Source organism: Pseudomonas saliphila (assembly GCF_008638345.1).
GTDB lineage: Bacteria > Pseudomonadota > Gammaproteobacteria > Pseudomonadales > Pseudomonadaceae > Halopseudomonas > Halopseudomonas saliphila.
This window is the reverse complement of the sequence record NZ_VTVA01000004.1, coordinates 288,846-307,354: the sequence shown is the minus strand read 5'-3', so window position 1 is coordinate 307,354 and position 18,509 is coordinate 288,846. Positions and strand designations below refer to the sequence as shown.

Below are 18,509 nucleotides of genomic sequence, written 5' to 3'. Positions count from 1 at the left end.
AATATCAGTCGATCAGCCAGTCTCGGAGACCGGTTGCCCGTGCTCAGGTACCGACGCGAGCCCCTATGACCATCTCACTGACCCATCGCGTCAGGATCTTGGTGTAGACCTCCTGACAGCCTTCGCCGCTCAGGCCATGGTCCGCACCGTCAATGATCCGGTGGGTGAGCGAATGGGCGCTGACGAAGGAAGACCGGTAACTCATGATCGTCGCATGGGGTACCCGATCATCATACTGCGACTCCACTAACAATACGTCGCCCTCGAATCCGGCGCAGGCGGCCAGCGCACGATTATCGTTAGGGGTTAATCGTCCGTGCCGATAATCCATCAGTCTGACCTTGTCCAGAGCCTGTTTGGGCGTTGTCCATTCATCGTCCCAGTACAAGGCGGGTACGCGAAGAGCAAGCCATTTAACGGGGCGCAGGGTAGTCAGAAAGGCGGCCAGATAGCCGCCGTAACTGGTTCCGATGACTGCAATACAGGAGGGGTCCACCGCGGGGTGTTCGGAGAGCTGATCGTAGGCGGCCAACAGGTCCGCCAGGTTGTGCTCGCGAGTCACCGTTTCTTTTTGCACCTGCGTTGCAACGTGGCCGCGCATATCGAAGGTCAGGCAGACGCAGCCTAGCCCTGCCATGCCCTTGGCGCGCTCAAGATCTCGCTCCTGGCTTCCGCCCCAGCCGTGTACGAACAGAACGCCCGGCATTTTTGACTCAGGGGCCATGAAGGTGCCGGCAATGTGTTCATTCTCAACCAGGATATCGATGGGGTCCTTGTTAGCTGTCATGGTTCGCCTTTACGCATTTGGTCAGGTAGCCGACCTCGCTGTCTTCGCCGCTGTACACCACAGTCGCGCCAGCGGGCGGTTCAGCGTCCTTGCCATAGATTTCCAGTGTCGAGGTTTGCACCTGAGCGAGTGATTCATCGGCGGTCAGCAATTCGATGGCCAGCACCTCGGCACTGCTCGCTCCGCCGATACGCCAGGATTGTTCCAGCACACCGGTCACGCGTTCACCGCGCTGGTTGGTGCCTTCGGCCACATCGTAGTTGCGGCGTGACAGAACAATGCCCGGCAGAGTCTCAAGCGCGGCGCGTTCATATTGCTGTGCGCGCGCGACCGCCAGCTTGAAGGCAGTTGATAGACTGAGCTCTTGCAGCGCCGGGTAATCGCCGCGGACCACACGAAGATCCGAACCGCCGTATACCAGCTGGCCGGCATTGTCGCGCGTTAACCGCTGCGTCCCGCAATAGCTTGCGACCACGCCGCACAGTCTGACCTGGCCCACACTGTAAGTTATAACATCGGTGAGATTTTCTTCCAGGACCAGGCCCCATATTGCCAGTTCCGATTCATCAATCTGGTCCATGAACGCCTTCAGTTCCGCCCGGCTGGTAATCACGCTTTGGCCTTTTCCCGCGCGCGCCAGAACCGGCTTCAGCCGTATCGGTCCCGCGCGAAGCATCGCGGCCCCGGCAGCAAGTGCATCTTGTATACCGAACGCGGTATAGCCGGGCAGCACGGCATCCGCTGCCATGGTATGAAAACGATCTGTCCAGCCCTCGGGCCGAGCGGTCGCCGAGCTGTACAGGGGGTGGGAAATGGCTTTGGTGCTCATGAATGGCTGGGCCACCAGGCCGCCGAAAAAATCGTTCTCACTATGAATGGCCAACTGGCGGTAGTTCGCAGCGCCGACCAGCGTATCGGATGGAATAAAGTAGGGTAGGGCGGCAGAAGGCGTTGCGGCAAAAATGCCCTGATAAGGCAGGCCTAACAGCCTGGCAATTCGAGTACCGATGGCTTGAAATGTCTGTCGTTCATGCTCGGGTGTGGCTGTGTTCGAGAACAACAAGGCGACACCGGATTTATTGGACATGCTGGCTACTCCTTCGGCAGGACTGTTACAGCCATTTGATTACCTGGTCGCCCCGAAAAACATGCCACAGTCACCGGTGCTTTATTCCAGCACGGGCCTTGCGTCATGTGGACGAGTAGCTAATGCAAGCGACGTGATACGCCCTCGGTGACGATCTCTCTGCCCGCGGCGGCGAGTATCCGCAGCCACTGATCCAAGGCTAGGCCAACTATTATTGTTGGGCCAGCCGCTCTATCGTTAATAATTATTGCGGTAACGCAAACACCACGACACTGTCTCCCATGCTGGTGTCGAGGCGAGCATCCCCGCCGGAAGCGATGGCAACATACTGCCGCCCCGCGTGAGTATAGGTAATGGGTGGGGCCTGTCCCCCAGCCGGTAGCCGGCCGTTCCACAGCTGCTCACCGGTGCGTGTATCGAAGGCGCGCAGGTAATTGTCACGCGCTGCCGCGATGAATGTCAGGCCGCTACGCGTATTCACCGCACCACCCAGGTTTGGCATGCCAATACGCAGCCTTACGCGGCTAGCGATGCCCAGCGGACCTGCATCCTCCGCGGTGCCGAGCGGCTGGCTCCAGAGTAACTGGCCGGTACGCATGTCGGTCGCCGACAGGAACCCCCAGGGTGGCGCCACGCAGGGCACTCCGAGCGGCGATAGCCACATCGAGTTATCAACGCCAAAGGGCGCACCGGCCTGCGGTGCGATGCGCTGATCTGGCCTCGCGCCGCCACTGCCCACGGGCGGATCCAGCACTTGCCCGCGCGGATAGAGTTTTACCCGGTTCGGCAAACGATTGCTGTTGGTAATCAGAATCTGCTGTTCGGGATTGACTGATAAACTGCCCCAAGTCAGCCCGCCCAGGCTGCCGGGAAACACCAGCGTGCCGTCGCCCTGATCCGTCGGAGGCGTATAGATGCCCTCATAGCGCATGCGTTTGAACTGGATACGGCAGAACAGCGCATCGAGGGGTGTGAGGCCGAACAGGTGTTCTTCGGCAATCAGCTCGGGCTCGCGTCCCGGTGCGCCGGCAAAGTTGGGAAATCCTGTGGAGTACTGCTGGGTCGCGGAGGTCCAGTCGCCCTCGACGGTGCCTTGTGGTGTGGCACGCCGTTCAATGGGCGTTAACGGCTCTCCACTGCTTGCATCGAGTACATAAATCGAGCCGCTCTTGGTGCCCTGTAACAGCACGCGGCGCCATTCACCTTCTATCTCCATGTCGGTCAGCGTGGGCTGAGCGCCCAGATCGTAGTTCCAGAGGTCGTGATCCACCGTGCGGAAATGCCAGCGTGTATCGCCAGTCCGGGCGTCCACGGCAACGACGGCGGCCGTGTATGCTTCTTCCTCCTTACTGCGGTCGCCGCCCCAATGGTCATTTGCCGGGCTGCCGGTGGCCAGGTAGACCAGCCCCAATTGCTCGTCGGCCGAAATCACTGTCCACACGTTCGGCGTTCCCCGTGGCCAGATCTCGCCGGGACCCAGGCGATGGCGCGGCCGGTCGACACGCTTGGCGTCCCACGCCCACACAAGCTCGCCGGTGGTTGCACTGTAGGCACGGGTGACGCCTGAGGGGGCGTCCCGGCGTTGGTTGTCGCTGATCTGTTGGCCGACGATGACCAGATCGCCCACCACAGCCGGTCCTGATGTGCTTGAGGAAAATCCGGTTTCCTGGCTGTCCAGCCCTTCGCCAAGGTCTACCGTACCGCTATTGCCGAACCCGCGGCACTGCTCCCCGGTGGGTGCATCAAGCGCAATCAGGCGACTGTCTGCCGTGGCCAGCAGCACTCGCCGCGAACACAGTTTGCCATCCTCTGACGCATTGGCTGTTTCATGATAGGCCACGGCACGGCAGGCTACGCTCTGCATGGATTCCATGGCATCGGGCGAAACCCGTGGGTCGAAATGCCATTGCGCCTGACCGGTAGCAGGATCCAGGGCGAACACCTGATTGCTATTCGAGCACACGAAGAGGCTGTTGCCGATTTTCAGCGGGGCATTCTGAAACGCGTAGGTGACCCGTTCGTTAGGGGGCAGGTCGCCAGTATGGAACTCCCAGGCCAGGGTCAGTAGGGCGACGTTTTCCGGGGTGATCTGATCGGCCGTGGAGAAGCGTTGTCCCTGATTGGTTCCCCCGAAGGCTATCCATTCCTCCGGGTCGGTCGTTGATTGAATGGTGGAGGTAACAGGTGCCACGCCGTCCGTAGCTGCCACTGCTGAAGCCTGCGAATTATCAGCTGAAGCGCGTACCAGATAGCCTCCGCCAGCCACCAGCGCCACCAGCAGCAGCGGAATTCCCAGGATCATTGCCGCCAGCCCATGATCCGAGCGGCGTGTTGACTCGCTGCTGATGAACGCAAGCGCTAACAGCATTACCAGCAGCAGACCAAGGTGTAGCCCGGTACGCCCGGCGAGATCAAAGCCCCAGGCGTGCATCCAAGCTTTGAGATCGATTTCCCAGAGCGCCCAAAGCAGGGTGCCAATGGTGACCATGGCAAAGAGTCCGACACCGGATGCGTAACGTCCGCTGAGGATCCACAGGCAGGCAAGGGCACCCGCCGCGCCGGCGATGGCGTAATAGAAGGAGCCACCAAGCATTGCCAGCCATATCCCTGGCAGGGCTATCGAGAGGCTGACCAGCAGCGCCACAAATGCCGCCAGCAATAACATCCATCGTGCGAGAAATGGACCGGGCTTCCGTTGCATCGTCATGACCTCAGGCTTCGATTCAATTGCGGCTACGGCTCGACATGTCGACCCCTCTTGTCGACACAGGCATGTGTTTAAAATTCATAGCGATGTTCCATGCTTTGACGTAGGTGGCATTTTGAGATGGTCGGCCCGCAGAATAGCTGATTGAAGCGCACTTGCGGTGCGGCTGCGGTAGCTGCAGGCCACGCGCAGGGGGGGCTGTTTCAGAACGATTGCGGTACCGCCCGTGTCGAACCGTATCTACCGTCGCGTCTGGCTGCGGCAATCAAAATCGGTTGAAGGAGACGACATGAAGGGTGTGGTGGAGCAGAGTATTCGATCAAAGCGCGTCAGTTTGTATGCGTTTGGTTGTCTGTTGCTGGTAGGCAGTTTTCTTGCCCTGTCGCTGGTCATTGCCAAGCTTGCTGATGAGGCCGGGGCACCCCGGCTGACCTTCCTGATGACTGCTCTGATCGGCGCCGCGCTGATTCTTGCTGGCTCGACTGCCATACGCGGGCAGCCGATGCCGCTGAACCGGCGCACCCTGGAATATGCTGTCGTATCGGGGATCCTGTTTGCCGTACCCAACGCCGTATCCTTTCTCGCCGTGCGGCACGTTGGTGCGGGATTCGTAGCGCTGAGTCTGGCTTTTCCGATCCTCGTTACCTGGCTGCTGGCGGTGACATTGCGCATGGAGCAACTGCGCGTGCTCCGGTTGATTGGTGTGTTATTGGGGCTTGGGGGTGGAGTGATACTGGCGTTGTCCAAAGGCACCGATGCGGAGGGTGCACTCGGCTGGGCAGCGCTGGTGATGCTGATGCCGCTGGTGCTGGCAGTCGGCAACATCTACCGCACCTGGCGCTGGCCGCAGAACGCAGCGCCAGTGTTCCTGGCAGCCTTGATGATGCTCGGCGGCGCGGCGGCCCTGTCACCCTTCGTGCTGACATATGAAGCCGGTCGCTTCGGCGAGCTGTTCGGATCATCGCAGGTCGGGTTGCTGTTGCTCGGCGAAACGGCGGTGTTTGCCGTGGTGTACTTCTTCTTTTTCGTTCTGCAACGCCTGGCGGGCCCGGTCTATCTGAGCCAGATTGGCGTGGTAGCCGCTCTGGCCGGCAGCCTGATTGCGATTCTGCTCCTGGGGGAAAGCATGCCTCCCAACCTCGGAATGGCTGTCGCGCTGATTATTCTGGGTACCGTTATTTTTCACCGGGCAGCCTGAGCATTTGTCGATTTTCTGACCCTTTGCACGACTAGTGTGGCAGGTCATTCATTTCGGATGACTCTCGAAACAGCGAGGATATTGTCATGCCATATGTCGATGGTTTTGTTGGCGCCGTTCCCAACGCCAACAAGGAAGCCTACCGTAAACACGCCGAGTCTGCGGGCCACGTATTCAAGGAATTCGGAGCCATCAGTTTCGTTGAATGCTGGGGCGATGACGTGCCGCCGGGCGAGGTGACCTCCTTCCCCATGGCAGTCAAATGCAAGGAGGACGAAACGGTGATTTTTTCCTGGATTACCTGGCCATCCAAAGCCGCCCGCGATGAGGGTATGCAGAAAGTCATGGCCGATCCGCGGGTGCAACCGGATGTGAACCCGATGCCGTTCGATGGCAAACGGCTGATTTACGGTGGGTTTGAGCCGATCGTGGAGTTGTAGGGTTGGGCGGTGTGATGATTGTCGAGAATTGAAAAGCACGCCGCGCCGCCTGATTGCGCCCCCTGGGATGGTCGAGCACCAGCTCGACTAGCGTGCCGCCGCTACCACAATCATGAACAAACCCTCGCGCAATNACTAGCGTGCCGCCGCTACCACAATCATGAACAAACCCTCGCGCAATGGAGTGTCGAGTTCCATCTCGACGATGAGGGTCGCAGGCAACTCCGCTGGCCAGGATGGAACCTGGCCCTCCATTGTTGCGTGTCTTATTTGTAGGAGACCAGTGAAACAGCTTTAGACCTGGGCGTCCTTCGGTCGCCCACGAAAGCGGCGAGGCGTCTGGTCTGGGGTGCTCCACTTCCCGTTTTTTTTACGAATCCTTCGGCGGCAACTCACGCACCGGTCTGACTTCAACGCTGCCAAGGTGCGCTGGCGGGATATGGCTGGCCAGTTGTAGCGCTTCGTTCAGGTCGCGGGCATCAAGTAGATAGAAGCCGGCAAGTTGTTCCTTGGTCTCGGCGAAGGGGCCGTCGGAGACCACCGTTTCGCCGTCACGGACGCGGATGGTGGTGGCGTCTGTTGTCGGCTGCAATGCCTCACCAGCCAGGTACTTGCCCTGGCTGGTGAGTTTCTCGACGCAGCCGACGCATTGCTGATTGAGGTCATGCCATTCCTGTTCCGACATGGCATTGATCAGGCTCTCCTGCAGATACACCAGGGCGACGTATTTCATCGTTATATCCTCCTTATGTTTAGTTCAGGCAGGCTGATCGACCAGGCCGCAATTGAGCATCCAGCTGACGCCATAGCGGTCAGTCAGCATGCCGAAACCCTCGGCCCAGAAGGTCTTGTCGAAGGGCATCTTCACCGAACCGCCTTCAGCCAGCAGGTCGAAGATCTGCTTGCCCTGATTCGTATCGCCATACTCGAGGGCTATGGTTGAGCCACCTATCGATTGCCCGCAGTCACCTGCCATGTCGCCGCCCATGAGCAGGTACCGGCCGAGGCGCATCTGCACGTGGGCGATCAGTTCATGGCTTTCAGTCGGGAAATCGGCGGCCATGGGTGTTTCGCCATAGGTAAGCATGGCTTCCAGGTCGCCGCCCAGGGTGTCAGCGTAGAACGCGAAGGCTTCCCGGCAGCTACCATCGAATTCCAGGTACACACTTACACTCTGCGGACGTTTGGCCCGTTGCTGCTCAAGCTGCGTATGACGATCCAGTGCGGCGCCAGGGGCGAAGTCCGCCAACTCGTAATAGCGCCGTAGCTCCAGCGCGACATTGCCGTCACCATCCATCACCGGCCACTGTTTAGCCCACTCGATGGCCTCTTCCGCTGAGTCGACCTGCAGCACACTGTAGCCGGCAACGACCTCGTTCTGCTCGAACGGGCCCTGCGTCTCCACCGGCGTACCGTCGGCAAAGTTGATCCGATAGCCTTTAGAGCTTGGCGTAAGCCCGTCGCCGGTCAGAAACACGCCGGCGCGTTGCATCTTCTCGTTGTACTCAGCCATCGCGTTGAGCATGGCCTCCGATGGCATGACGCCCTGTTCGGTCTGGGCATCGGCTCTGCGTATAAGCATGAATTTCATGGTCCCCTCCGTCGTTTGATCAGCAAAGCTGTTGCTTGCATGAATAGTCGCGGCGGGGTAGCGCAAATCGACACTCAACCGACAATTTATCCCTGAAGGCTGGATAGTCGCCGTTGCAGTAAGCGGCGCTCAGGCTCCTGGCGGGTGAGGGTAATGGCCTGCTGGTAGGCCTCGCGTGCAGTATTGGTGTGGCCGGCGCGCCGGCACAGATCCGCCCTGGCTGCGTGATACAGATAGTAGTTTCGCAGCTCCGGAGCATTGGCCAGCTGCGCTAGCAGGGTCAGGCCGACTTCGGGTCCGTCGCGCATGGCCACCGCGACGGCGCGGTTCAGGGCAATCACCGGGGAGGGATCAAGGCGGATCAGTACATCGTACAGTTCCACGATTTCGTGCCAGTCGGTTTCCCCAGCACTGGCGGCACGCGCGTGTTCGGCGGCGATGGCAGCCTGCACGCTATAGAGCCTGGGGTGCGGCAACTGCATCGCTGTATCGAGGCAGTGCAACCCTTCCTGGATTTTGCGGCGATCCCAAAGACTGCGATCCTGCTGCTCAAGGGTGATCAGATCGCCGTCAGGACATTGCCGGGCGGCGCGACGGGAATCCTGCAGCAACATCAATGCGAGCAGCCCGTAGACCTCGGCCTGTGGTAGCAGCGAACTCAATAGCCGGCCGAGACGAATCGCCTCATCCGCCAGGCTGACGTTAGTCACAGCCTGACCTTCACTGCTGGAATAGCCTTCATTGAATACCAGATACACGACGCGTAACACGCTGTGCAAACGCTCGGCTAACGCCTTGCCTTCGGGCACCTCGTAGGGGATTGCCGCGTCACGAATCTTGCGCTTGGCCCGCACAATCCGCTGGGCTACGGTGGCCGGTTGTTGCAACAGGCCGCGCGCCACCTGTTCGGTGGTCAGCCCACACATTTCACGCAGCGTCAGCGCCAGTCGGGTTTCGATCGCCAGACTCGGGTGACAGCAGGTAAAAATCAGCCGAAGCTGATCATCGTCAACACTGCTGTCATCAAACGCGTGCGCGGGGATCTCGCCGAGCTCTATCTGCTGCTGCATATGCTGATTGGCGGTCTGTCTGCGGCGGATCTGATCGATCCCCTTGTGCCGGCCGGTGCTGATCAGCCAGGCGGTTGGATTGTCTGGAATGCCCTGGGCAGGCCACTGCTGCAGGGCGGCGGCAAAGGCTTCCTGCATGGATTCCTCGGCCAGCTCGAAGTCACCCAGCAGTCGAATGAGGGTTGCCAGTACCCGACGCGAGCGGGTGCGGTACAGGTTATCAAGGAGACTGGGGACGGGCATGGCAGCAGCTTCCGCTGGTAGTCAATCGCTCGGTGGCGGCCGGTCCGGGCCGATCAACCAACCCTGATCGCGATCTGTTCGCAAGCCAATAGCATAGCCGGAATTGCAGGCAATTCGAGGAGCCAGTATTCAACCTCAATGTTGATCTGACCCATCGGGTGTATTGCGTTGAGGCCCGCTGAGCGTGAAGGAGAAACGGGCGCTTACCTGATGGAGGTAAGCGCCCGCGATACAGCTTGTTGCCCCGCGTTTATCCAAAGTCCTGCTTTTCCATCCAGGGGATAATCCGTGCGAAGGCTTCTTCGATATTCTCCAGCGAAGTGGAATAGCTCAACCGGATGGCGTTACTGCAATGGTTGCCGAAGGTTTCGCCGGGGATGGTGCAGACCCCGGTTTCCTTGAGCAGCCGCAGTGCCACGTTCGTGCCATTGACCCCCTCGGGCAGCGCGGGGAACAGATAGAAGGCGCCCTCGGGTTTGTATCCGGTGAGATAAGGGGTCTGTTCGACCAGTTCCACCAGGCGGTCACGGCGTTTTTGGTACTCGGTGCGCATGTGATCAATAAAGGCATTGTCACCATGCAGGGCGGCCACGCCCGCCCACTGACAGGGCGTATTGGCGACCGTGGTGGTGAACATGTGATAACGCCGCAGCTTCTTGATTGCCGCCTGGCTGGCGATCATCCAGCCGATACGCATGCCGGGCATGCTGTAGGTCTTGGAGAAGCTGCTCATGACCATCACATTGTCGATATCGCTGGCACAGGACAGTATGGACGGGTACTCCTTGCCGTCGTAAATCAGGTGGTCGTAGACCTCGTCACTGATGATCTGAATATCGCGATAGGCTGCTTCCTCAAGAATGGCTTCCAGAGTCTCCCTGGGGTACACGGTGCCAGTCGGGTTGCTCGGCGAGTTGAGCACGATGGCATAGGTGTGCGGCTCGATCGCGTCTATCACTTCCTGCGGGTCAAGTTGGTGATTGTTCTCGACGCGCGTGCGCACCTCCGTTACTTCGCCACCGTTCATGCGAATAAGCGGGGCGTAGAGGGTGAAGGCCGGGTCGGGCACGATGAAGTGGCGACCGGGAGCCGATACCGCCGTCAACGCCAGATAAATGGCCTCCGTGGCGCCCGTGGTGACCAGGATGTTTTCCGAGGTCAGTTTGCGCTGGTAGCGATCGCTGTAATACACCGCCAGCGATTCAAGTAATTCGGGCAGCCCGGCATCCATGGTATAGCCGGTCTGGCCCGCACGCAGCGCCTCGATGGTCGCATCGATAATATGGGTCGGCGTTGGCAGGTCGGGCTGACCGATCGACAGGTGAATCACGTCCTTCATGCCCGCGGCCATATTGACCATACGGCGTATGCCGGGAATCGGAATGGTCAACAGCGCCGGGTTCCAGATCGGGTCTTCGGATTCGTACAGCTCGATGTCCATGGTGTTCAATGACATGGTGACCTCCTGGGCGCTTAAGCGCTGAATAACGGTGGACGGCGGTCAGTCAGCGGTGCGGCCTGCTGATAGGCGTAGCCGGCCTGAAGCACCAGCGCATCATTGAAGCGCGCGCCAACCAATTGCAGGCTGATCGGCAGATCATTGCTGTCAAAGCCGCAGGGCACGGCCAGACCGGGTTGGCCGGTCATGTTGAACGGGTAGGTAAAGGGCGTCCAGGTGGGCCAGCGGGTGCTGGGCCAGTCCTGCGGGACTTCACGCCCAGTGTCGAAGGCCGTCAGCGGCAGGGTAGGCGTCAGCAGCAGATCGTATTTCTGGTGGAAGGTCGCCATGCGTTCACGTAGCGCCATGGACTCGTTCACTGCGCCCAGGTAATCAAGCATGCTCAAACGGGCGGCTTTTACCGCGACGGCGACCAGTTGTGGATCCATCAGCTCACGTTTCTTCGGGCCCAGGTCGCGCATGGCATTCGCTGCGCCGCCATAGAACAGATGGCCGAAGGCGGCCAGCGGATCGCTGAAGCCGGGATCCACGCGGATCACCTCCGCGCCCAGCTGCTCGAATACCTTCGCCGCTTCGGCTATCGCCGCCTCGATTTCCGGGTCCACGTCGACATAGCCCAGGTTAGGGCTGAAGCCGATCTTCAGGCCTTTGACGCCCTTTTTCAGGTTGGCCAGGTAGTCGATGTTGCGGCGGGGTACAGCATTGGTGTCGCGGTGATCGGCTTCGGTGAGCACGTTCATCATCAGTGCGCAGTCCTCCACCGTCCAGGTCATGGGGCCAGCGTGGGCGAGGGTACCAAAGGGGCTGGCCGGCCAATGCGGTACTTCACCAAAGGAGGGTTTAAGACCAACGATGCCGCAAAACCCGGCAGGGATCCGGATCGAGCCGCCAGCATCGGTGCCCAGTGCGAGAGGTGCCATGCCCAGCGCCACAGCCACGCCGCTACCACCGCTGGAGCCGCCAGCGGTTTTCTCAGGGTTCCAGGGATTGTTGGTGGCGCCATTGATCGGGTTGTCGGTGACACCCTTCCAGCCCATTTCGGGAGTGGTGGTCTTGCCAATGGGCACATAACCGTGGCGCGCCAGGGCAGCTGTGGCCGGTGCAGACTTGTTCAGGGTACTGGCTGGATCGACGGTTTTTGAGCCCTTCACCGTGGGCCACATCGGGGTAAGGAACACATCCTTGACCGCTACTGGCACGCCATCAAGCAGGCCACGAGCTTCGCCGTCGTGGTAACGCTTTTCGGATTCGCTGGCCAGGCCCAACGTGGTGTCCCGATCAACCAGACAGAAGCCGTTGGTATGCACATCAATTCGCTCGATCTGGTCGAGCATCGCACTGGCTGCTTCTACGGGCGACAGGCTTTTGTCCCGGTAGCGCGCAAGTAGTTCAACAGCGGTCAGCTGCAGTATGTCTTTGGACATGATTGTTTCTCCTGTCGTATTGCTCGATACGGAAAACACGTCCTACGACGGATGCGCGCAGTGGCGCAACGGATTGCGCACTGCGTGTCCGTATCAGCCCTTTTTCACCTGGTTGAAAAGGGCCTCTCCTTTTTGCCAGCGGTTGAAGTTGGCGACAAACTGCTCGCCGAGTGCTTGTTGCCAACCGATGAAATCGCCGGCCATATGCGCCGATATCATCACGTTGGGCATGTCCCACAAAGGGTGCTCCTGGGGTAATGGCTCCTGCTCGAACACGTCCAGTGCCGCACCTGCAATCTCGCCTGCGCGCAAGGCGGCGACCAGATCATCAGTGTTCACGATGGCGCCGCGCCCGACGTTGATCACGCGCGCGCCGGGCTTCATTGCCTGAAAGGCGCGGCGGTCGAACAGACCTTGGGTATCCTCGGTCAGTGGCGCCGTGATGATCACGTAATCAGCCTGCGGCAGTAACGCGTGCAGCTGATCGTTGCTGACCACCGAATCGAAGCGTGGATCGTCACGGCTGCTGCGCGCGGTGCCCGTTACGGTCAGGCCCACCGCTGACAGCAGTGTAGCGACCTCGCCGCCGATGGAGCCGGCACCGATAACCAGCGCCTGCGTACCGGTAATCATCTCGGTATCACGGTGTTGCCAACGGTGCTGGCGCTGTAGTGACAGGTTGCCCAGGGTGTCCTTGGCGAACATGAGCACAGCGCCCAGCACATACTCGGCAATGCCGCGATCAAACACGCCGCGGGCGTTGGATACCTGAACCTCACTCGCCACCAGGGCGGGAAACATCAGGGCATCCACCCCCGCGCTGGCCGTGTGCACCCACTTGATGCGGTGTTCCGCGGGCCAGCAGCGCTCAAGCAGACCGGTGCGAAAGTCGGTTACTAGCAGCACATCGGTCTCCGTCAGGGCTTCTCGCAGCTCGGACTCTTCGCTGACCGTGCGCACCCGGACCTCCTCCGGCAGGGTTTCAAGCCCGGGCAGGGTGTCGTCGCCCGGGGCGACCAGCACCAGTACCTCGGTCATGGCTGGACCTCGGCCAGGGCCTTGGCAAACCGGTCGACCGCATCAGTGATCTCTTCAGCGGTGACCACCAGTGGCGGCAGCCAGCGCACGATCTGGCCGTCGATGCCGCAGCGCAGTAGCAACAATCCCTGCGCTTCTGCCGCCTCGGTCAGACGCAGGGCGATTTCCGGCATCGGTTCATGCGGACCTCGGCCAATTTCCATGCCCAACATCAGGCCCTTTCCGCGGATGGTGGAGATGAGCGGATAATCGCTCTGAAGGGCGTGCAGCTGATCCCAGAGTTCGGTTCCGCGTGCGGCGGCGTTTTCGATCAGGTTCTCCTGTTCGATCACCTTGAGAGTGGCCAGCGCCGCGGCGCAGGACACCGCGTTGGCGCCGTAGGTGCCGCCCTGCGAGCCGGGTGCACCCTTGGCCATCAGCTCCGCCGAGGCTGCAATCGCCGACAGCGGGAAGCCGCTGGCCAGACCCTTGGCAGTGATCAGAATATCCGGCTTTACGTCGAAATGCTGATGACTCCAGAACTTGCCAGTGCGGCCATAACCGGCCTGGATCTCGTCGCAAATCAGCAGGATGCCGTGTTTCTTGCAGCGTTCAGCCAGTCCCTGCATGAAGGCAGTATTGGCCGGGTAGTAGCCGTACTCACCTTGCACCGGCTCGATCAGTATGGCGGCAGTATCGCTGGGGGCGGTCTGCGTCTTGAAGATATGGTCCAGCTCGCGCAGGCAGAACTCGGTGGTCTGTTCTTCGCTCCAGCCATAGCGCCAGCTGTGGGGGTAGGGCGCTACCACCACGCCAGCCATCATGGGATGAAAGCCGGTGCGCACTTTGGTGCCGGAGGTGGTCAGCGAGGCGGCGCCCATGGTCCGACCATGAAAGCCGCCATTGAAGACGATAATGTTCGCGCGGTGGGTGGCGTGCCGCGCCAGGCGCAGGGCCGTCTCGACAGCTTCGGAGCCGGAGTTGCTCAGGGCAATCGAGTCGATGCCGTCGGGCATCTTCTCAACCAGTCGGTCGGTCAGCTCCAGCATCGGGCGATGGGTGACCGTGGTGTACTGGGCGTGGATCATCTTGCCGACCTGCTCCTGTGCAGCGGCAACCACTGTCGGATGGCAATGTCCGGTACTGGTGACGCCGATCCCGGAGGTGAAGTCGAGATAGGCTTTGCCATCGGTGTCATATAGCCAACTGCCTTGGCCATGGTCAGCGCAGACTCGGCTGGATTGCTTCAACAAGGGTGATAAGTGACTCATATAGAGACTCCTGTCGGGTGGACGGGGCCTGGGTCCCGGTGAAGCGATAGCGACGGTGGCACCGCCGCGATTAGTTCAAGTGCTCAGCCATTGAGGCGATCGATCACGCCAGCGGTAATTGTCTGGCAACTTCGGGGTTGATCGCCGACGGCCTGCAAGTCCTGCGCAACGGCGTTACGCAGCAGCTCCGCAGGCTCCGTAAAGCCCAACCATTCGAGCATCATGGCGGTGGTCAACAGCATGGCCGCCGGATTGGCCTTGTCCTGGCCCGCTATGTCAGGCGCACTGCCATGAGTGGGTTCAAACAACGCCGGTAGCTCCCGGCTGTCCGGATTGATATTGCAAGACGGCGCGAGACCCAGACCGCCCGACAGCACGGCAGCCAGATCGGTGAGAATATCCCCGTGCAGGTTGCTCGCGACTACCACATCAAACTCCCAGGGATTCTGTACAAATTTCATACAGGCCGCATCCACCAACTGATGGGTTACCCCTATATGCGGAAATTCCTTGGCTACCTCGGCAAACACCTCGGTATACAGCTCGCCCCAGGTAGGTTGCGCGTTGCGCTTGGTGATCAGGCAGACCTGCGCCGGTGCGCTGCCTTTTTCGGCGCAGTAGAAGGTTTGGGCGCCGTTGCGCTGGGCCATGCGTTGTTCGGCCCGATGAAACGCATGCCGGATCAACCGCTCGGTACCGCGATGGGTGAATACTTCCAGCTGAGTGGCCACCTCAAACGCGGTGCCCTTGTTCATCCGGCCACCCTGGTTCACGTATTCGCCTTCGCTGTTTTCACGGATGACCAGCATGTCGACGTCTGCAGCACGTGGGTCGGCCAGATAGCGTGGAGCTCCGGGTAACAACCGTGCGGGTCGCTCACAGGCCCACAGATCCAGTCCCTTACGGAAGGTCAACAACGGGGCGAGAGAGATGCTGTCGGACAATTTGTAGCGCTCCGGATCGCTCACCGGGCCGGGGTCGCCCAGCGCGCCCATCAACAGCGCGTCATAGATGCATACCCGGCGCAGCGCATTGGCCGGCATCATTTCGCCGTATTCCTTGTGCCAGGCGGTACTTGGCCAGTCGAGGCGATCCCAGTTCAGCGGCAGCGAGAAGCTTTCACGCAATACCTCCAGCACCGATTCGGCGGCTTTCATCACCTCCGGACCGATACCATCCCCGGGCATCAACGCGATGCGGATATCGGATTGCTCGGTCATAGGATTACTCCGTGCCCATGCAGATATATTTCAGCTCGGTATATTCTTCGAGGCCATGACGTGACCCTTCGCGGCCCAGACCCGATGCCTTGACCCCGCCAAAGGGTGCCATGGGATTGGATATGGCGCCTTCATTGACGCCGACCATGCCAGCCTCCAGCGCATCGGCTACGCGCCAGCAGCGGTGAATATCACGGCTGTAGAAGTAGGCGGCCAGGCCGTAGGGGGTGTCATTGGCGATCTGGATGGCCTCTTCTTCGGTGTCGAAGGTCATGATCGCTGCGAGCGGCCCGAAGGTCTCTTCGTGGCACACCTGCATCTCGGTCGACACATCGGAGATCAGCACCGGATGTACGAAACTGCCTTTTTCGCTATCCGGAGCGGGGCCGTAGAGGTGCGTGGCGCCCTTGTCGATCGCGTCCTGGTAATGCTGCTGGACCTTTTCCGCTGCCGCGCGATTGATCAGCGGCGCCTGGGTTACGCCCTCGTCCAGGCCGTTGCCGAGCTTCAGGTTGCCCATTGCCTTGGCCAGCAACGAGGCGAATTTCTCATGCACGCTGCGCTGGACCAGGAAGCGGTTGGCACAGACGCAGGTCTGACCGGTGTTGCGGAATTTACAGATCATCGCGCCTTCGACTGCACGATCCAGATCCGCATCGTCGAATACGATGAAGGGGGCGTTGCCGCCCAGCTCGAGTGAGACCTTCTGAATATGTTCGGCACACTGGGCCATCAGCTGGCTGCCGACGCCGGTCGACCCGGTAAAGCTGAGCTTGCGGACGATCGGGCTGCTGGTCAGCACCTTGCCGATCATCTTTGAATCGCCGGTGACGACGTTGAATACTCCAGGCGGAATGCCGGCTTCATGGGCCAGTTCAGCGAGTGCCAGCGCGGTATAGGGGGTGGCCTCCGAGGGTTTGACAATCATGCTGCAACCGGCGGCGAGGGCTGCGCCGGCCTTGCGGGTGATCATGGCCGCCGGGAAGTTCCAGGGCGTGATGGCCGCCGTGACGCCCACTGGCTGGCGCGTGACAATAATGTGCTGGCCGGGTTTGGCGCCGGGGATAGTTTCGCCATACATGCGGGGCGCTTCTTCGGCGAACCAGCGCACGAAGGACGCGGCGTAGGCGACCTCACCACGGGATTCGACCAGCGGCTTGCCCTGTTCCATGGTCATCAGGACGGCGATATCCTCCTGATGATCAAGCATCAACTGATACCAGCGCATCAACAGATTGGCCCGCTCCTGTGCGGTGGTGCGCTTCCACGAATCGAAAGCCGTCTGCGCCTTGCCGATGGTGGACTCGATTTCCGCTGCGCTTAGCGATGGAATGTTGCCGATATCCTCGCCGGTGGCGGGATTATCCACGGTGATACGGGCCTTATCCTGGGCATCTACCCAGTTCCCACCTATATAGCATTGCTGACGAAACAAGCGTTGTGAACTCAAGCGGGAAAGTGACATCAAGCCTCCTGTTTAATAGATGCGCCATTGGACGCCTCATCCCAGCGTAGGCAGGTTAATGGGGGGATGCAACCCCTGCTAAAGAACCACGCTCATGGGGCCTCAAGCGAAGCGGCGGGGCGTCTGGAACGGACGTCTCCCTCCACGCATATTCGCGGCGCGCGCGCTGTGCTTCAGGTTGCAGGTCCCCCGAATGCGCCCGCGCTAGCGGTGGACTCCATACTGATGGCAGGCTATACCCAACGGGTGAATCAGGCGTTGCGGTTGTTCCGTCGGGCTGTTGTGCGCCGCGCCTTCTGTACAACGGAAAAAAGGAACGCTGGATATGAGCTTTGATTTCGACCAGAACATCCACCGCGAAGGCACCCAGTCGGTGAAATATGATGCGCGGCGGGTGGTTTTCGGCGGCGAGGAAGTAATGCCTCTGTGGGTGGCCGATATGGATTTTGCTGCCCCCGCAGCGGTCACTCAGGCATTGATCGAGCGGGCACGCCATCCGGTGTATGGCTACAGTCTGTTCCCCGAAAGTCTGTATCAGGCAATGATCGATTGGTTCGCCTCCCGCCACGGTTGGCGCATCGAGCGCGACTGGATACTCATGGCGCCTGGCGTCGTACCCTCGATCCACGCTGCAATCATGGCCTTCGTCCAGCCGGGTGAGGGCGTCATTGTGCAGTCGCCGGTGTATCCGCCCTTCTTCAGTTCGGTGCAAAAGACCGGGCGCCGTCTGATCAATAATCCGCTGCGTCTTGATAATGGCCGCTATCGCATGGATCTGGAGCATCTCGACCGCTGTGCTGCCGAGGGCGCGCGCATGCTGATGCTGTGTTCGCCGCACAATCCGGTGGGCCGTGTCTGGGATGAGGGTGAATTGCGCGCTTTGCTGGAGATTACCCGACGCCATGGGTTGATCCTGTTATCCGATGATATCCACTGCGATCTGGTGCTGCCGGGCAAGCGGCATCTGATGCTGGCTGACCTGGCCGAGGAAGGCGATCGGATCGTCACTGCGGTGGCGCCGAGCAAGACGTTCAATATCCCGGGGCTTGGTTTATCGGCCTTGGTGGTTCCGCATTCAGAACACCGGGATGCTTTGAAACAGGTATTCGAAACCCTGCATATGGAGCAGGCCAATCCGTTCAGCCTGACGGCATTCGAAGCAGCCTATCGGGCCGGTGGTCCCTGGCTTGATGCCCTGCTGATTTACCTGCAGGAAAATGCCCGTTTCGTCAGTGACTACCTGCACCAGCATATACCGCGTATCACCCTGATCGAACCGGAGGGCACCTACCTGCTATGGCTCGATTGCCGCGAGCTGGGCTTGAGCGATGCCGGGCTCAAGGCCTTTTTCATCCAGCAGGCCGGCCTTGGGCTCAATCCCGGGACCAGTTTCGGTGAAGGCGGCAGCGGTTTTATGCGGCTGAACATCGGCACCCGTCGCGCCAACCTGCAGCAGGCCATGGAACAGCTTCGCCTGGCTGTTGAAACAATGACCTCGAAGTGACGAACGGTTCGCAAACTGCCGCCGGC

15 protein-coding genes are annotated in these 18,509 nt (G+C 60.3%); 3 read left to right on the top strand and 12 right to left on the bottom strand.

All coding sequences use genetic code 11. The features are described from left to right. Nucleotides 1–43 precede the first annotated feature (43 nt). The 3 genes from FHK95_RS06935 to FHK95_RS06925 all read right to left on the bottom strand — a co-directional run bounded on the left by FHK95_RS06935 (nt 44) and on the right by FHK95_RS06925 (nt 4,575). Complete coding sequence (locus FHK95_RS06935; protein ID WP_150303861.1) at nt 44–787, bottom strand: alpha/beta hydrolase family protein; 744 nt, start codon at nt 785–787, stop codon at nt 44–46. Further along, nucleotides 777–1,874 (bottom strand): DUF3182 family protein, encoded by a 1,098-nt coding sequence (locus FHK95_RS06930; RefSeq protein ID WP_150303860.1) that lies wholly within the window; start codon nt 1,872–1,874, stop codon nt 777–779. Before FHK95_RS06930 ends, FHK95_RS06935 begins: the two co-directional genes overlap by 11 nt. Nucleotides 1,875–2,118: 244 nt before the next feature. Continuing rightward, the gene (locus FHK95_RS06925; protein WP_178114730.1) at nt 2,119–4,575 is read right to left on the bottom strand and encodes a membrane-bound PQQ-dependent dehydrogenase, glucose/quinate/shikimate family; all 2,457 of its coding nucleotides are present in this window, start codon (nt 4,573–4,575) and stop codon (nt 2,119–2,121) included. Nucleotides 4,576–4,807: 232 nt separating this feature from the next. On the opposite strand from FHK95_RS06925, the gene FHK95_RS06920 reads away from it, so the two are divergent. Continuing rightward, on the top strand, nt 4,808–5,779 hold the full coding sequence (locus tag FHK95_RS06920) for a DMT family transporter (protein WP_206668547.1): 972 nt from the start codon (nt 4,808–4,810) through the stop codon (nt 5,777–5,779). Between the two features lie 86 nt (nt 5,780–5,865). Next, entirely contained in the window at nt 5,866–6,219 is a 354-nt protein-coding gene (locus FHK95_RS06915; RefSeq protein ID WP_150303858.1) for a DUF1428 domain-containing protein, read from the top strand. Nucleotides 6,220–6,589: 370 nt separating this feature from the next. On the opposite strand, the gene FHK95_RS06910 is transcribed toward FHK95_RS06915, so the two are convergent. From FHK95_RS06910 to FHK95_RS06870, 9 genes are all read right to left on the bottom strand, one after another. Continuing rightward, complete coding sequence (locus tag FHK95_RS06910) at nt 6,590–6,952, bottom strand: YciI family protein (protein WP_150303857.1); 363 nt, start codon at nt 6,950–6,952, stop codon at nt 6,590–6,592. Between the two features lie 24 nt (nt 6,953–6,976). After that, the gene (locus FHK95_RS06905; RefSeq protein WP_150303856.1) at nt 6,977–7,810 is read right to left on the bottom strand and encodes a YciI family protein; all 834 of its coding nucleotides are present in this window, start codon (nt 7,808–7,810) and stop codon (nt 6,977–6,979) included. An 86-nt stretch (nt 7,811–7,896) separates the two neighbouring features. Continuing rightward, nucleotides 7,897–9,123: an RNA polymerase sigma factor gene (locus FHK95_RS06900; RefSeq protein ID WP_150303855.1), complete on the bottom strand. Its 1,227-nt coding sequence runs from the start codon at nt 9,121–9,123 to the stop codon at nt 7,897–7,899. 250 nt (nt 9,124–9,373) lie between these two features. Continuing rightward, entirely contained in the window at nt 9,374–10,579 is a 1,206-nt protein-coding gene (locus FHK95_RS06895; RefSeq protein ID WP_150303854.1) for a pyridoxal phosphate-dependent aminotransferase, read from the bottom strand. Between the two features lie 17 nt (nt 10,580–10,596). Further along, nucleotides 10,597–12,006 (bottom strand): amidase, encoded by a 1,410-nt coding sequence (locus tag FHK95_RS06890; RefSeq protein WP_150303853.1) that lies wholly within the window; start codon nt 12,004–12,006, stop codon nt 10,597–10,599. Nucleotides 12,007–12,099: 93 nt separating this feature from the next. Continuing rightward, complete coding sequence (locus tag FHK95_RS06885; protein WP_150303852.1) at nt 12,100–13,044, bottom strand: D-2-hydroxyacid dehydrogenase; 945 nt, start codon at nt 13,042–13,044, stop codon at nt 12,100–12,102. Beyond that, nucleotides 13,041–14,294 (bottom strand): aspartate aminotransferase family protein, encoded by a 1,254-nt coding sequence (locus tag FHK95_RS06880; RefSeq protein ID WP_150303851.1) that lies wholly within the window; start codon nt 14,292–14,294, stop codon nt 13,041–13,043. The genes FHK95_RS06885 and FHK95_RS06880 overlap by 4 nt, the downstream gene beginning before the upstream one ends. Before the next feature lie 83 nt (nt 14,295–14,377). After that, complete coding sequence (locus tag FHK95_RS06875) at nt 14,378–15,514, bottom strand: isocitrate/isopropylmalate dehydrogenase family protein (protein ID WP_150303850.1); 1,137 nt, start codon at nt 15,512–15,514, stop codon at nt 14,378–14,380. A gap of 4 nt (nt 15,515–15,518) precedes the next feature. Next, nucleotides 15,519–16,979: an NAD-dependent succinate-semialdehyde dehydrogenase gene (locus FHK95_RS06870; protein ID WP_150303849.1), complete on the bottom strand. Its 1,461-nt coding sequence runs from the start codon at nt 16,977–16,979 to the stop codon at nt 15,519–15,521. 325 nt (nt 16,980–17,304) lie between these two features. Between FHK95_RS06870 and FHK95_RS06865 the strand changes: the two genes are divergently transcribed. Beyond that, complete coding sequence (locus tag FHK95_RS06865; RefSeq protein ID WP_150303848.1) at nt 17,305–18,483, top strand: MalY/PatB family protein; 1,179 nt, start codon at nt 17,305–17,307, stop codon at nt 18,481–18,483. Nucleotides 18,484–18,509 lie beyond the last annotated feature (26 nt).